The following is a 14923-nucleotide window of genomic DNA, read 5'->3' on the forward strand; positions in this document are numbered from 1 at the left end:
GATGACGAAAATCGCCGCAGTGCAAATGGTGTCCACTCCCCGGGTCGGCGACAACCTGGCCACCGTGCGCCGCCTGGTGGGCGAGGCCGCCGCCGAGGGAGCCAGCCTGGTGGCGCTGCCGGAGTACTGGCCGATCATGGGCATGAGCGATACGGACAAGGTGGCGCACGCCGAGCAGCCGGGCCACGGCCCGATCCAGGATTGCATGGCAGGGCTGGCGCGCGAGCACGGCATCTGGCTGATCGGCGGCACCCTGCCGCTGGTGTCGCCGCAGGACGGCAAGGTGCTGAACACCACCCTGGTCTACGATCCGCAGGGCCAGGCCGTGAGCCGCTACGACAAGATCCACCTGTTCGGCTTCAACAAGGGCAGCGAATCCTACGACGAGGCGCGCACCATCGTGCCGGGCGAGACCATCGGCGCCTTCGAGGCGCCGTTCGGACGGGTCGGCCTGTCGATCTGCTACGACCTGCGCTTCCCGGAACTGTTCCGCGCCATGGGCGAGTGCGCCCTGATCGTGGTGCCGGCCGCCTTCACCCACACCACCGGCCGCGCGCACTGGGAAGTGCTGCTGCGCGCGCGCGCTATCGAGAACCAGTGCTACGTGCTGGCGGCGGCCCAGGGCGGCCTGCACGACAACGGCCGCCGCACCTTCGGGCACAGCATGCTGATCGACCCCTGGGGCGAAGTAAAAGCAGTGTTGCCGGAAGGCGAGGGCGTGGTGTGCGGGGCGCTGGATCCGGCCTTCCTGGCGGGGGTGCGCGAGAGCTTGCCGGCGTTGAAGCATCGCAAGATGTAACAGCTTGATTCATGATTTTCCGCAAGCCCACCGAGCGTGGGCTTTTTTTCGTTCGTCGCCGGCCGCCGGGTTGCTGCATTCGTCGCCGCGCCGCCATGTCTTGCGTCCGGTACGATGCAGCCGGATATGGCACAATGCCCATTCCAACCGAGAGACCGAACGCAAAATGACTCCATTCGAACCGAACCTTTCCTCCATCGCCGTCGCCCGCGACGTGCTGTTGACGCCCTTCGGCCTCGACGAGGGCAAGCTGCTGCGCGCGCTAGGTACGATGTTCACGCACAAGGTGGACTACGCGGACCTGTATTTCCAGTTCACGAAGAGCGAAGGCTGGAGCCTGGAAGAGGGCATCGTCAAGACCGGCAGCTTCTCGATCGACCAGGGCGTCGGCGTGCGCGCCATCTCGGGCGACAAGACCGCGTTTTCCTATTCCGACGAAATCTCCGAGCGCGCGCTGCTGGACGCGGCCAGCGCCACCCGCACCATCGCGCGCGCCGGCGCCGGCCGCGTGAAGATCGCGGGCGCGACCCGCCCGACCGGCGGCCGTTCGCTCTACCTGCCGCATGATCCGCTGGCCTCGCTCGACGCCACCGAGAAGGTGCGCCTGCTGGAACGCGTCGAGAAAATGGCGCGCGCCAAGGACCCGCGCGTGGTGCAGGTGATGGCCGGCCTGGCCGCCGAATACGACGTGGTGCTGGTGGTGCGCAGCGACGGCGTGCTGGCCGCCGACATCCGCCCCCTGGTGCGCGTGTCGCTGACGGTGATCGCCGAGCAGGACGGCCGCCGCGAAGTCGGCTCCTCCGGCGGCGGCGGGCGCTACGACTACGGCTACTTCACCGACGAGATCCTCGACTTCTACGCCACCGAGGCGGTCAAGTCGGCCTGCGTCAACCTGGAGGCGCGCCCTGCGCCGGCCGGTCCGATGACCATCGTGCTGGGACCGGGCTGGCCCGGCGTGCTGCTGCACGAAGCGGTCGGCCACGGCCTGGAAGGCGACTTCAACCGCAAGGGCTCGTCCTCGTATGCCGGCATGATCGGCCAGCGCGTCGCCGCCAAGGGCGTGACCGTGGTCGACGACGGCACCATCAAGGACCGCCGCGGCTCGCTCAACATGGACGACGAAGGCAACCCGACCCAGTGCACGACCCTGATCGAGGACGGCATCCTGAAGGGCTACATCCAGGACACGATGAACGCGCGCCTGATGAAGATGCCGGTCACCGGCAACGCGCGCCGCGAGTCCTTCGCCCACCTGCCGATGCCGCGCATGACCAATACCTACATGCTGGCCGGCGACAAGGACCCGCAGGAGATCCTGGAATCGGTCAAGAACGGCCTGTACGCGGTCAACTTCGGCGGCGGCCAGGTCGACATCACCAACGGCAAGTTCGTGTTCTCGGCCAGCGAGGCCTACATGATCGAGAACGGCAAGATCAGCTATCCGGTCAAGGGCGCCACCCTGATCGGCAACGGCCCGGACGTGATGAACCGCATCTCGATGATCGGCAATGACATGAAGCTGGACACCGGCGTCGGCGTGTGCGGCAAGGAAGGCCAGAGCGTGCCCGTGGGCGTGGGCCAGCCGACCCTGCGCATCGATGGCGTGACGGTGGGCGGCACGGCCTGATCCTTCCTTCGCCGGGCCTTGCCGTCTTCGCGGCATGGATCTTAGGGTGGGCCGGGTAATTCAGGCCAGTGGCCTGGATTACGAACGCCCACGCGGTGATCGTTTGCCGCCAGATCATTCGGCGCGCGAGCGGAGCCGTCCACGCGACGGGCATGATTGTTGTCTGTACAAGCGTGAATCGGCCGACAAAAGCCTTGCCAATCTTCACAGCTTGTTGTTATAGTCAGTCGACCAACCGGACCGACTCGTATGCGCCAGAACGTTTTCTTTACCTGCTATTTTTACTTTAGCCATTCCAGCCCAACGGCGGTGGAGTAGCGGCAGGTTCACGCGACAACGAACAGGTCCCAGCAAATCCAGACAAACCGCCAGTGATGGCGGTTTTTTTATTTCCAGCCCAGACAGACGAAACGGAGTACAGCATGCCTCGCACCGACGACTTACGCATCCGCGAAATGAAGGAACTGACGCCGCCCTCGCACCTGATCCGCGAGTTCCCGGTCGGTCCGGCGGCCGAGCAGACCGCCGCGAATGCGCGGATTGCGCTGCACCGCATCCTGCATGGCCAGGATGACCGCCTGATGGTCGTGGTCGGCCCTTGTTCGATCCACGATCCGAAGGCCGCGCTCGAGTATGCGCGCCGCCTGGTCGAGCAGCGCCGCCGCTTCGCCGGCGAGCTCGAGATCGTGATGCGCGTCTATTTCGAGAAGCCGCGCACCACGGTCGGCTGGAAGGGCATGATCAACGACCCTTACATGGACAACAGCTTCCGTATCAACGATGGCCTGCGCATGGCGCGCGAGCTGCTGCGCGACGTCAACGAGATGGGCCTGCCGGCCGGCACCGAGTTCCTGGACGTGATCAGCCCGCAGTACATCGCCGACCTGATTTCCTGGGGCGCGATCGGGGCCCGCACCACCGAGTCGCAGGTGCACCGCGAGCTGGCGTCCGGCCTGTCCTGTCCGGTCGGCTTCAAGAACGGCACCGACGGCAACATCAAGATCGCGGCCGACGCGATCAAGGCGGCCTCGCAGCCGCACCACTTCCTGTCGGTGACCAAGGGCGGCCACTCGGCGATCGTGTCGACCGCGGGCAACGAGGACTGCCACATCATCCTGCGCGGCGGCAAGGCGCCTAACTACGACGCGGCCAGCGTGGAAGACGCCTGCAAGCAGCTGGCGGCCAACGGCCTGGCCGGGCGCCTGATGATCGACGCCTCGCACGCCAACAGCAGCAAGAACCCGCAGAACCAGGTGCCGGTGTGCGCCGACATCGGCCGCCAGATCGCGGCCGGCGACGACCGCATCGTGGGCGTGATGATCGAGTCGCACCTGGTGGGCGGCAGGCAGGACCTGGTGCCGGGGCAGGAGCTGGCCTACGGGCAGTCGGTGACGGATGGCTGCATCGACTGGGAGACCAGCGTGGGCGTGCTGGAGGGGCTGGCGGGGGCGGTGCGGCAGCGGAGGGTACGGCAGGAGTGAAGCTGACGCTGCGCTGCGAACCTGGGTCCCCGCCTCCGCGGGGATGACGTTGGTATAGGAAGCTGGACGATCACGCTATCGACCTCGGACACGTACGCAAGCACGTCATTCCCTCCACCGGAGGCAATGACTCCCCGCGAAGGCGGGGACCCGAGTTCGCCGGCGCATCGCCAACTTCAAGCGCAGCAGGCAATAAAAAACGGCGCACCGAAGTGCGCCGTTTTCATTGACATCACCAGAATCAGAACGTAGCGGTCAGGTTCAGGAACACGTGGCGGCCCATCGCATCGTAGACCTGCGGATAGGTGTTGCCGTTGCCGAACACGGCAGCAACCACGCCGGTCACCGGCGGATCCTTGTCCAGCAGGTTGTTGACGCCCACGCGGAAGGTCAGCTGCTTGTTCATGGCCCAGCTACCGACCAGATCCAGGTAGTTGCGGGCGCCCAGGCGCTCGTCAGCCGGTTCGAAGTCGGCGGCCAGGATCTCGTTGCTGCTGGTGGCGTCCAGCTTCACGCCCTTGATGTAGCGCCAGGTGGCGCCCACTTCGATCCCGTTCCACGGCGTGCCCCAGACGGCGCGCACCTTGTGACGCCACTTCGGCAGCGGGGTGCCGCAGGTGGTGCCGTGCAGGCCGGCGCAGTCGTACTCGCCCGAACCCGGGAAGTCTTCCTGGATGAACTCCTTCAGGTAGGTGCCGACCAGCGACAGATCCAGCTTGCCCCATTGGCCGACCTTCATGCCGTAGTTGATGCCCAGGTCGATGCCCTTGGTGGCGGTCATGCCCAGGTTCTGGTTGGTCGCGATCACTTGCGAGGTCGGCAGGGCCCACAGGGTGCCCAGGCGGTCACGGGTGATCAGCGAGCAGAACTTCGGATCGCCGGTGTTCAAGCACTGGGTCAGGGTGGTCGATGCCGGCAGGCCGCCGATCGTGCCCTCGACCTTCATGTCGAACGCGTCGATGGTCATCGACATGTTGCGCATCGGGGTCAGCACCAGGCCCAGGGTGTAGGAATCCGACTTCTCCGGCGCCAGGTTGGCGTTGCCGCCGGTGATCTGGTTGTACTGCTGTGCCGGGCTATCCTCGATGCTGCCGTACTGCGCCGGGGTCACGCCGGTCAGGGCGCACTGTGCCAGCGTGGCGCTCGGGGTCGCGCCGGCGCAGGGGTCGTTCGCCATGCCGAACAGGCTCAGGCCGCTCGGGGTGAACAGCTCGACCACGTTGGCGGCGCGGGCGGCGCGCTGGTAGCTGAAGCGCAGCTTGGCAGCCTGCACCGGCGCCCATTCCGCACCGACACCGTAGGAGTTGGTCTTGTGGCCGGTCGAGTAGTCCGAACGGCGGTAGGACGCGGTCAGGGTCAACTGGTCGGCGAACGGCATCTTCTCGAGCACCGGGATGCGGGTCTCGGCGTAGTAGTCGCGCACGCTGAACTGGCCGGACACGCCCTTGGTCGGGCCACCCTGGCCGGCCAGGTCGCCGGTTTCGAAGGCGGTGTCGGTGGCCAGGTCGAGCTTCTCGGTACGGTGTTCCCAGCCCAGCGCCAGGCCGATGCCGTTGTTGCTGGTCGGAAGCTTGAGGCCGTACTCGCCCAGGTCGGTCGACAGGTTCAGGCCCTGTACCGACTGGTGGGTGCTGCCCTTCTGGAAGCCCGGGGTCTGCAGGTAAGCGAGCGCTTCCTGCGACACGCCGCCCAGCGACCACATGTTGTACGGGACGCAGTTCGGATCGACGCCGGAGACGAAGGTGCGGCAAGCCGGGCCGGCGGCGGTGCTGACGACGTCGAGTGCGCGGCCGATGCGCTGGTTCGAGAAGTCGTTGAAGTAGGTTTCCGAGAACAGGACCTTGCCCACTTGCGCGAACACGTCGTAGTTCCAGTTGCCGATATCGCCCTTCAGGCCGATCACGCCGCGGTAGGAGGTGTGGCGCTGGTCGTCACGGCGGCCGCCGCCTTCGACGTTACGGCGGAAGATGACGGCGTCGGCGGTGTCGCCCGGACCGGTCATGCCGAGGGCGCTGCGCCATGCGTCGGACAGCAGCGGGTTTTCCCAGCGGATCGCGTTCGCGCCCGAAGCGTCGAAGCCGAACAGGCCCGACGGAGCGATCTGGGCGACCGTATGGTCGTCGTGGAAGCTGGCCTCGGTGTACAGGCGCATATTGTCGTTCACGTCGTAGTGGGTGAACGAGCTGAAGGTGTAGCGTTCCGACGGACGGCGGAAGTAGTTCAGCGGGCCATAGTTGTACTGGTCGGTGGCGGCGACATACGGACGGACGCCGCCGTTGGCGTTGGCAACCGTGAAGTTGCCGTTGTCGGTGATGAAGCGGCCCGGGAAGCTGGTGCTCGAGCCGCCGCAGTTCAGGGTATTGCCCGAGCTGAAGCCGTCCAGCGAGCAGGCGGTGAAGTCGCGCTCGGATTGCAGCAGCGGGTCTTCCTTCTTGTAGCCGATGTAGACCACGGCATTGCCCTTGCCGTCGGCGAAGTTACCGCCCATCAGCAGGTTGATGTCCTTGACCTTGGCGTCGGCGCTCTTGTCGTCGGCGACCGGGAAGTTGCGGCTGCGCGCGGCGTCGGCAGCGGGGCCGCCGTTCTGCTGGTGGTTGTAGAACTGGTAGTTGCTTTCGATCTGAACGCCCTGGAAGTTATCGTTCATGATGAAGTTGACCACGCCGGCCACGGCGTCCGAGCCGTAGATCGCGGAGGCGCCGCCGGTCAGGACTTCGACGCGCTTGATCAGCGATGCCGGAATCTGGTTCAGGTCGGCCGCGGTGTTGCGCGGGGAACCTGCCGGCAGGCGGCGGCCGTTGACCAGCACCAGGGTGCGGTCGGCGCCGAAGTTGCGCAGGTTGACAGTCGCGGTACCGGTCGAGCCATTCGAAATCTGGCCACCCTGGTCGGCGAACACCTGTGGCAGGTTGTTCAGCAGGCTTTCCACCGATTTAACGCCTTCGAGCTTGATGTCCTTGGCGCCGACCACGGTTACAGGGCTGACGCTTTCCAGGTTCGCGGTCGCGATACGCGAACCGGTCACCTCGACGCGCTGCAGCTGCTGGCCTTCGGCCGGAGCCGCGGGCGCCTGCTGCGCGTTGGCAGCCGAGAAGGCGACTACCATACCACCTGCAAACATCATTCGAACTGAACGAGATAGAACTGTTTCAACCATCATGTAAGTTTCCCAGTTAGCCCTGCCGGCGGCGATACCCGCCCGCACAGTAAAATTGTCACAAATCGCCGCCATGTAATAACGGCATCTTTTACCACTAGGCAATAAAAGCATCCTCGTGCATACGTTGTCAATCGTAATGACAGGGCAAGAGAAAAAAACAACTAATTTCTCCCTGGTATTTACTTCAATAAGATTTGGTGATATGGCCAAAAAATAAAAATAGGTGGTCGGGATGGCATGCCTTTTTATCTACGGATTTCCCTGTTGCGGTGCACACTGGCGCACCGGGTTGGTGCCTCGTCGGTGAAGCTGGTTTCTCCTGTCTTCCACTTTGTGGCAAGGGGAGGAATAGAAGGCTACAGTCATGTCTTTTACATATAACGCTGGACTATCGGCCCCTCATAGCCTGTGCCTGTGCACTCCCGGCGTTATGCGCTATCGTTACGCCTTTCGGCTTGCCCCAAGAGCAAGCTCTGGGAATGCGGGAGTTTCATGGTTTCTTATATCCTCCGGCGGCTGTGGCAGATGCTGCCGACCATGGCGGGCGTCGTGGTGCTGGTGTTCCTGCTGTTTAACTGGGTGGGCGGCGACCCGGCCTACCTGCTGGCCGGGAAAATGGCGGACACGGCGGCGATCGAGAACATCCGCCGCCAGCTCGGCACCGACCAGCCCTACACGGTGCAGCTGTGGATCTTCGTCAAGCAGATCCTCAGCTTTGATTTCGGCAATGCCTGGAGCACGGGCGAGCCGGTCTCGCACATCATCGCCAGCCGCCTGGGGCCTTCGCTCACCGTGCTGGTGCCGCTGACCGTGCTCGAGACCCTGTTCGGCATCGCCCTGGCCCTGGCCATCGCCTTCGTGCGCGGCTCGCTCACCGACCGCGCGGTCATGGTCGCGTGCACGGTCGGCATGTCGATCTCGATCCTGGTCTACATCATCGTGTTCCAGTACCTGTTCGCCTACAAGCTCGGGCTGTTCCCGGTGCAGGGCTGGGGCGAATCGCCGGGCGAGAACCTGCTGCGCTACGCGCTGCTGCCCATCATCATCGGCCTGGCGGTGTCGATCGCGCCCACCCTGCGCCTGTACCGCAGCTTCGTGCTGGACGAAGTGGGGCAGGACTACGTGCGCACCGCCCGCGCCAAGGGGCTGTCGGAGCGCCGCATCGTCTGGGTGCACGTGCTGCGCAATGCCGCGATTCCCATCATCACCCACGTCATGGCCAACCTGCCGGCGCTGCTGATCGGCGCCTTCCTGCTCGAGCGCTTCTTCGGCATTCCCGGCATCGGCCGCGAAGTGATCCTGGCGGTGGAGCGCAGCGACTTCCCGGTGATCAAGGCGATCACGGTCTACGTGGCCGCCGCGACCATGGTGTTCAACCTGCTGGCCGATCTGCTGTACCAGGCCGTCGATCCGCGCGTGCAGCTCAAATGATGACCCATCCCGCTTCGCCCGGCTTGTGGGCCCTGGCCTGGCGCCGCCTGCGCGCCGACCGCATCGCCATGCTGTCGCTGGCCGTGGTGGCGGGCTTCCTGGTCCTGCTGGCGCTGTCCGGCGCCGGCCTGGTCGCCGCCGACTGGGAAGAGGAGGTGGCGGTGAACTATGCGCCCCCGACCTTCGTGGGCGCCGACGCCGCTACCCGGGCGCTGGCCGCGGCCCAGGCCCCGCGCCCGGTCCCGCCGAACGCCTTCGATCCGCTGGCCGGCGAACTGGCCGAACTCAAGGCCAAGGTGGCGGCCGAGCATCCGCCTGTGGCCAAGCGCACCACCTTGCCCTTCGGCGCCGACAAATGGGGCCACGACGTCATCAAGAAAACCATCAAGGGCGGCGAGACCTCGATCGTGGTGGGACTGGTCGCGGCCTTCGTGGCGGTGGCGCTGGGCACCCTGTTCGGCGCCGTCTCGGGCTTCTACGGCGGCATCGTCGACGACCTGTTCAACTGGTTCTACAGCGTCTTCACCTCGATTCCGTCGATCCTGATGATCCTGACCGTGGCCGCGGTGCTACAGCAGAAAGGGGTGGCGACCATCGTCCTGATCCTGGGCCTGACCGGCTGGACCGGGCCTTACCGCCTGATGCGCGCCGAGTACATGAAGCACAAGGCGCGCGAATACGTGATGGCGGCCGACGCCATCGGGGCATCCGGCTGGCGGCGCATGTTCGGCCACATCCTGCCGAACGTCTCGCACGTGGCCCTGGTGCAGATGTCGATCCTGGTGGTCGGCTTCATCAAGGCCGAGGTGATCCTGTCCTTCCTGGGCTTCGGCGTGCCGGTCGGCGTGGTGTCCTGGGGCAGCATGCTGAACGAGGCCCAGAATGAGCTCATCCTGGGCAAGTGGTGGCAGCTGGCGGCCGCCAGCGGCGCCATGGCCTTGCTGGTGACGGCCTTCTCCCTGTTCGCCGACGCCTTGCGCGACGCGCTCGATCCCAAGCTGAAATGATGAACCAGGACTCCTCCATGCTGCTGTCGGTCCGCGACCTGCGCATCTCGTTCAAGGTCGACAGGAAGACCACGGTCGAAGCGATCAAGGGCATTTCCTTCGACGTGCCGCGCAACGCCACCGTGGCCCTGGTGGGCGAATCGGGCAGCGGCAAGTCGGTCAGCTCGCTGGCGGTCATGGGCCTGCTGCCGCCCGACACCACCATCGTGCACGAAGGCGCCAGCGTGCGCTTCGACGGCCGCGAGCTGCTCCGCCTGCCGGTCGCGGAGCGGCGCAAGCTGTGCGGGCGCGAGATCGCGATGATCTTCCAGGAGCCGATGTCCTCGCTCAACCCGGTGTTCACGGTGGGCTTCCAGATCGGCGAGGTCCTGCGCCTGCACATGGGCATGGGCAAGCGCGCGGCGCGGGCCCGCACCCTCGAGCTGCTGGCGGAGGTCGGCATTCCCGACCCCGCGAACAAGATCGACGCCTATCCCTCGCAGATGTCGGGCGGCCAGCAGCAGCGCGTGATGATCGCGATGGCGATCGCCTGCGAGCCCAAGCTCCTGATCGCCGACGAGCCGACCACGGCGCTCGACGTGACCATTCAAAAACAGATCATGGAGCTGATCGCCGGCCTGCAGAAGCGGCGCCAGATGGCGGTGCTGTTCATCACCCACGACCTGGGCCTGGTAGGCGAGATCGCCGACCGCGTGATCGTGATGCGCCACGGCGTGGTGCGCGAGGAAGGGGGGGCGGCCCAGGTGTTCGGCGCGCCCGCCGATGCCTATACCCGGGCGCTGCTGCACTGCCGGCCCAGGCTCGACGAGCGGCCCGTGCGGCTGCCCGTCATCGACGATTTTCTGGGCGGCGGCGCGCGTCCCGAGGCGGCCCCGGCGCAGCGCAGCCGCGGCACCTCGCCCCAGGACGAGCCGGTACTGGTGGTGAAGAACCTGGCCAAGAGCTTCTGGCTGCGCGAAGGCCTGTTCGGCAAGCGCGAGTTCAAGGCGGTCAAGGACGTGTCCTTCACCCTGGGACGCGGCAAGACCCTGGGCGTGGTCGGCGAATCCGGCTCGGGCAAGACCACGGTCGGACTCACCCTGCTGCGCCTGCACCGCGCGACAAGCGGCAGCGCCCTGTTCGAAGGGCGCGACCTGGTCGCGATGTCGGACCGCGACTACCAGCCCTACAAGCGGCGCATCCAGATCATCTTCCAGAATCCCTATGCCTCGCTGAATCCGCGCTTCACGGTGGGCCAGATCCTGCTGGAGCCGATGCGCATCCACCGCATCGGCGCCGGCGACGCCGAGCGGGTGGCCATGGCCCAGCACCTGCTCAAGCGGGTGGGGCTGCCCGAGCAGGCCTACCACCGCTATCCGCACGAGTTCTCCGGCGGCCAGCGCCAGCGCATCGCGATCGCGCGCTGCCTGACCATGAAGCCGGAAATCCTGGTGTGCGACGAATCGGTGTCGGCGCTCGACGTCTCGGTCCAGGCCCAGGTGCTGAACCTGCTGCAGGACCTGCAGGACGAGTACGGGATGAGCTACATCTTCATCTCGCACGACCTGTCGGTGGTGAAGTACATTTCGGACCAGGTGATGGTCATGCACCAGGGCGGCGTGGTGGAGATGGCGGATGCGGACGAGCTGTACCGGAACCCGCGGCATCCCTACACGCGCTCGCTGCTGGCGGCGATTCCGCGCGGGGCGTAGCGTATTCATACCGCGTCGTTCCGGCCGGAACCCAAGTTTGCTGGCGTATCGTTTTCGTTCGAAGCAGGTATGCGGTACGAACCTGGGTCCCGGCCTTCGCCGGGACGACGGGGAGGGGGCGCGGGGCTGACGTGTTGGCGCCACCTCCTGCGTCGGCCGTATTAAGCGTTGCGAATACGCCAAATGAAAGATGCCGCCTCCCTGTGAGCCGCAAGGAATTGGGCTAATATAGAACGATGCCCCCGTTATCCGACCTGATCCAGATGTACGGCGTGCTGATCGTGTTCGGCATCGTCCTTGTCGAGCAGTTCGGCCTGCCGATTCCCGCCTATCCCATCCTGATCGTGGCCGGCGCGCTGGCGGTCGACGGCGGCGTCAGCTGGGAGCTGTGCCTGATGGCGGCGGTGGGCGCCTGCCTGATCTGCGACTTGTTCTGGTTCCGCGCCGGGCGCTTCTACGGCAAGCGCATCCTGCGCCTGTTGTGCAAGATTTCGCTGTCCCCCGATTCCTGCGTCAACCAGACCGAAGACCGCTTCCGCCGTTTCGGCGTCAAGTCGCTGCTGGTCTCGAAATTCATCCCCGGCTTCAATACCATCGCCGCGCCGCTGTCGGGCGCGATGGGCACGAATACCCGCCAGTTCCTGGCCTTCTCCATCACCGGCGCGGCCCTGTGGAGCGGCACCGGCATCCTGCTGGGCACCTGGTTCCACGACAGCGTCGACGGCGTGCTCGAGCTGCTCTCGACCATGGGCAGCACCGCGCTGTCGGTGGTCCTGGCCCTGCTCGGCCTGTTCATCGTCGCCAAGTACATCGAGCGCCGCCGCCACCGCGCGCGCAGCGCCATCGAGCGCATCGAGCTGGGCGAGCTGCTGGCGCTGATCGACGGCGGTCACGACCCGCTCATCATCGACGCGCGCAGCCTCACCGCCCAGGGCCTCGAAGCCGCCATTCCCGGCGCGCTGGTGTTCCAGTCCTGCCAGCCGGCGCAGCTGATGGCCACGCTCGACCGCAACCGCCACATCGTCGTTTATTGCAGCTGCCCGAACGACGTCACGGCCGCCGAGGTGGCCAAGCAGTTCCTCGCCAACGGCTTCCACCGTGCCCGCCCGCTCAAGGGCGGGCTGGATGCGTGGAACGCCCATCACAATCCGGACGCGTCGCTCGACCCGGCGACTTGCTGAGTCTCTCCACCTGCCGGTGCTCACCGTAGGGTGGGCGGCTCTGCCGCCGACGCGCGGATCGCCGGCTTTCGCACGCCCGTACAACGGATCTCGTTCACGCCGCCACCGCGTCGGCGAAGCCGCCAGCCCTAGGAAACATCGAAGTAGTCGGACTACTACACATTTTTGGCCGTTTTCCGCGGCTGTTGTGCCCCCTTCAGCATAAGATGTACCTAAACTACAAAATGTTCTTGTAGTCGCGGCAAAAAGTTTAGTAAGCTTGGTGATCGCTTCTTTTTGATCCGCAATGACCGCTTCCGCCAACCGCCCAACGCCCGCGTCCGTCACCCATGCCGGCGGCGCCCGCCTGCTCGCCGACATCGGCGGCACCAACGCGCGCTTCGCCCTGGAGTTCGGGCCCGGCCGGATCGAGCTGATCGATGTATTGGCCTGCAAGGATCACCTGACCCTGGCCGCCGCCGTACGCGCCTACCTGGCCTCGCCGGCCGTGATCGACGCGCATGCCGGCCCGGTGCGCCATGCGGCGATCGCGATCGCCAACCCGGTGGTGGGCGACCATGTGCGCATGACCAACCATCATTGGGAGTTCTCGATCGAGGCCTTGCGCCGCGAATGCGGCTTCGAAGTGCTGGAAGTGGTCAACGATTTCTCTGCCCTGGCCCGTTCGCTGCCCCACCTGGGCGGCCAGAAGCAGCAGGTCGGCGGCGGTGCGCCGGTAGCGGACGCGCCGCTGGGCCTGCTGGGCGCCGGCACCGGCCTGGGCGTTTCCGGCCTGGTTCCCTGCGGCGCCGGCTGGACCGCGCTGCGCAGCGAGGGTGGCCACGTCACCTTTTCGCCGGCCAATGAACTCGAGGTCGCCATCCTCCAGTACGCCTGGCGCGAATTCGAGCACGTCTCTGCCGAGCGCCTGCTGTCGGGGGCGGGCGTGGAGCTGATCTACCGCGCGCTGGCCGACCGCGCCGGCCGTCCGGGCGAGAGCCTGGCGGCGCCGGAAATCTCGCGCCGCGCTCTGGCGGGCGAGTGCGCGCTGTGCGACGCCACCCTGGAAGCCTTCTGCGGCATGCTGGGCACCGTGGCCGGCAACCTGGCCGTCACCCTGGGCGCCCAGGGCGGGGTCTATATCGGCGGCGGCATCGTGCCGCGCCTGGGCGAACGCTTCGCGCGCTCGTCCTTCCGCAGCCGCTTCGAGCAGAAGGGCCGCTTTGCCGCTTACCTCGGCGAGATACCGACCTATGTGATCACCGCCGAGTACCCCGCCTTCATCGGCGTATCGGCGATTTTGTCGGAAAAACTGTCTGGCTGACACATTCCCAGGGGACGCGCGTCCGAAACCCTTGTCCCCGGACGGGTTTTATCGGTTACAATGATCGGCAGTTGTAAGAAACGACGTCGTCCGCCCGCGCCCGTGTGTCCCGGCCGGTGGCCTCCCGGCGGATCCAGATCCAGCGTTTCGCTTGAAAATCAACGGCGAGCAGCCCAGCCACCAGGCGGGCCGCCTGCGCAGGTTCCTTGCCTGCCACGTAATGCCAGCCCGGCGCGTCCAAGCCCGGGCTCCTGATTCCAGTTTGACGACGAAGTAGATCGCAGCGGCGGCCCGTCCGCTCGACGGCCGATATCGGCGCCGGCCTTCCGCCGCGCCGCTGACGCCCTTGTTGTTATCTGTTTTTGTTTGATGTTCCTTGCATTCGAGCCTGACGACATCGTGATATGAATACAGACGAGGCCAAGCGGGTCCTCGAGACCGCCCTGTTGTGCGCCCGGGAGCCGATGTCGATCCATGGCATGAAGAAGCTGTTTGCCGAAGTCGACGCCAACGGGCGCCAGGTCGGCGCCGGCGTGGGCGGCGACACGATCAAGATCCTGCTCGAGGAACTGCGCCAGGACTGGCGGGGCAGGGGTATCGAGATCGTCAGCCTGGCTTCCGGCTGGCGCTTCCAGAGCCGGCCCGAGATGAAGCCTTACCTGGACCGGCTGGCGCCGGAAAAGCCGCCCAAGTATTCGCGTGCGACCCTGGAAACGCTGGCGATCATCGCCTACCGCCAGCCGGTGACGCGCGGCGACATCGAGGAGATCCGCGGCGTCGCGGTCAACTCGCAGACCATCAAGATGCTGGAAGACCGCGGCTGGATCGACGTGGTCGGCCACCGCGAAGTGGTGGGACGGCCGGCCCTGCTCGGCACCACCAAGCAGTTCCTGGACGACCTGGGCCTGGCCTCGCTGTCCCAGTTGCCGCCGCTGCAGCCGATCTCGGATGTGCCGGACGGCCGCAGCCTGGAAGCGCTGGAAGCTGCGCTGAAAGAGAATTTTGACAAGGCGGATGCCCCCGTGCCCGCCGACGAAACGATGTCTTCACCTGTTGAAGTCCCGATTCATGACCGGGAGACGGCGGCCGACGCTGGGCCGGGTCTGCACAATAAAGATACGAATGATGACTACTGAACCGATCGATTCGAAGCCCGCGGACGCGGGCGAGGTCGCCGCCAAGCCGAAGCGCCGCACCAAGGCCGCCGCGGCCGAGGCCACTCCCGCCTCCGCTGCCGGCACCG

At 66.0% G+C, this 14923-nt stretch carries 11 protein-coding genes; 9 read left to right on the forward strand and 2 right to left on the reverse strand.

The features are described 5' to 3' along the window. The first annotated feature begins 1 nt into the window (after position 1). From V7778_RS22165 to aroG, 3 genes are all read left to right on the forward strand, one after another. Positions 2-799 (forward strand): carbon-nitrogen hydrolase family protein, encoded by a 798-nt coding sequence (locus V7778_RS22165; RefSeq protein WP_335559257.1) that lies wholly within the window; start codon positions 2-4, stop codon positions 797-799. A gap of 166 nt (positions 800-965) precedes the next feature. Beyond that, the gene (tldD, locus tag V7778_RS22170) at positions 966-2426 is read left to right on the forward strand and encodes a metalloprotease TldD (RefSeq protein ID WP_211519270.1); all 1461 of its coding nucleotides are present in this window, start codon (positions 966-968) and stop codon (positions 2424-2426) included. Between the two features lie 422 nt (positions 2427-2848). Then, positions 2849-3907 (forward strand): 3-deoxy-7-phosphoheptulonate synthase AroG, encoded by a 1059-nt coding sequence (aroG, locus tag V7778_RS22175; RefSeq protein ID WP_335559259.1) that lies wholly within the window; start codon positions 2849-2851, stop codon positions 3905-3907. 241 nt (positions 3908-4148) lie between these two features. Here aroG and V7778_RS22180 read toward each other — a convergent pair whose 3' ends face one another. Beyond that, positions 4149-7013, reverse strand: coding sequence for a TonB-dependent receptor domain-containing protein (locus tag V7778_RS22180; protein WP_335559261.1), 2865 nt, complete (start codon positions 7011-7013; stop codon positions 4149-4151). A 546-nt stretch (positions 7014-7559) separates the two neighbouring features. Here V7778_RS22180 and V7778_RS22185 point away from each other — a divergent pair. From V7778_RS22185 to V7778_RS22205, 5 genes are all read left to right on the forward strand, one after another. Beyond that, entirely contained in the window at positions 7560-8498 is a 939-nt protein-coding gene (locus V7778_RS22185) for an ABC transporter permease (RefSeq protein ID WP_335559264.1), read from the forward strand. Further along, entirely contained in the window at positions 8495-9505 is a 1011-nt protein-coding gene (locus tag V7778_RS22190; protein WP_335559266.1) for an ABC transporter permease, read from the forward strand. Before V7778_RS22185 ends, V7778_RS22190 begins: the two co-directional genes overlap by 4 nt. Continuing rightward, the gene (locus V7778_RS22195; RefSeq protein ID WP_335559275.1) at positions 9505-11196 is read left to right on the forward strand and encodes an ABC transporter ATP-binding protein; all 1692 of its coding nucleotides are present in this window, start codon (positions 9505-9507) and stop codon (positions 11194-11196) included. The genes V7778_RS22190 and V7778_RS22195 overlap by 1 nt, the downstream gene beginning before the upstream one ends. Positions 11197-11432: 236 nt before the next feature. Further along, positions 11433-12377, forward strand: a complete 945-nt coding sequence (locus tag V7778_RS22200) for a VTT domain-containing protein (RefSeq protein ID WP_335559268.1) — start codon at positions 11433-11435, stop codon at positions 12375-12377. A gap of 286 nt (positions 12378-12663) precedes the next feature. After that, complete coding sequence (locus V7778_RS22205; protein WP_335559270.1) at positions 12664-13680, forward strand: glucokinase; 1017 nt, start codon at positions 12664-12666, stop codon at positions 13678-13680. Between the two features lie 55 nt (positions 13681-13735). Here V7778_RS22205 and V7778_RS22210 read toward each other — a convergent pair whose 3' ends face one another. Beyond that, positions 13736-13921, reverse strand: coding sequence for a hypothetical protein (locus tag V7778_RS22210; protein ID WP_335559271.1), 186 nt, complete (start codon positions 13919-13921; stop codon positions 13736-13738). 163 nt (positions 13922-14084) lie between these two features. Between V7778_RS22210 and scpB the strand changes: the two genes are divergently transcribed. Continuing rightward, positions 14085-14816, forward strand: a complete 732-nt coding sequence (gene scpB / locus V7778_RS22215; RefSeq protein WP_335559273.1) for an SMC-Scp complex subunit ScpB — start codon at positions 14085-14087, stop codon at positions 14814-14816. The last annotated feature ends 107 nt before the right edge of the window (positions 14817-14923 follow it).

The sequence above is a fragment of the Massilia sp. DD77 genome (assembly GCF_036961685.1).
Classification (GTDB): Bacteria; Pseudomonadota; Gammaproteobacteria; order Burkholderiales; family Burkholderiaceae_D; genus Telluria.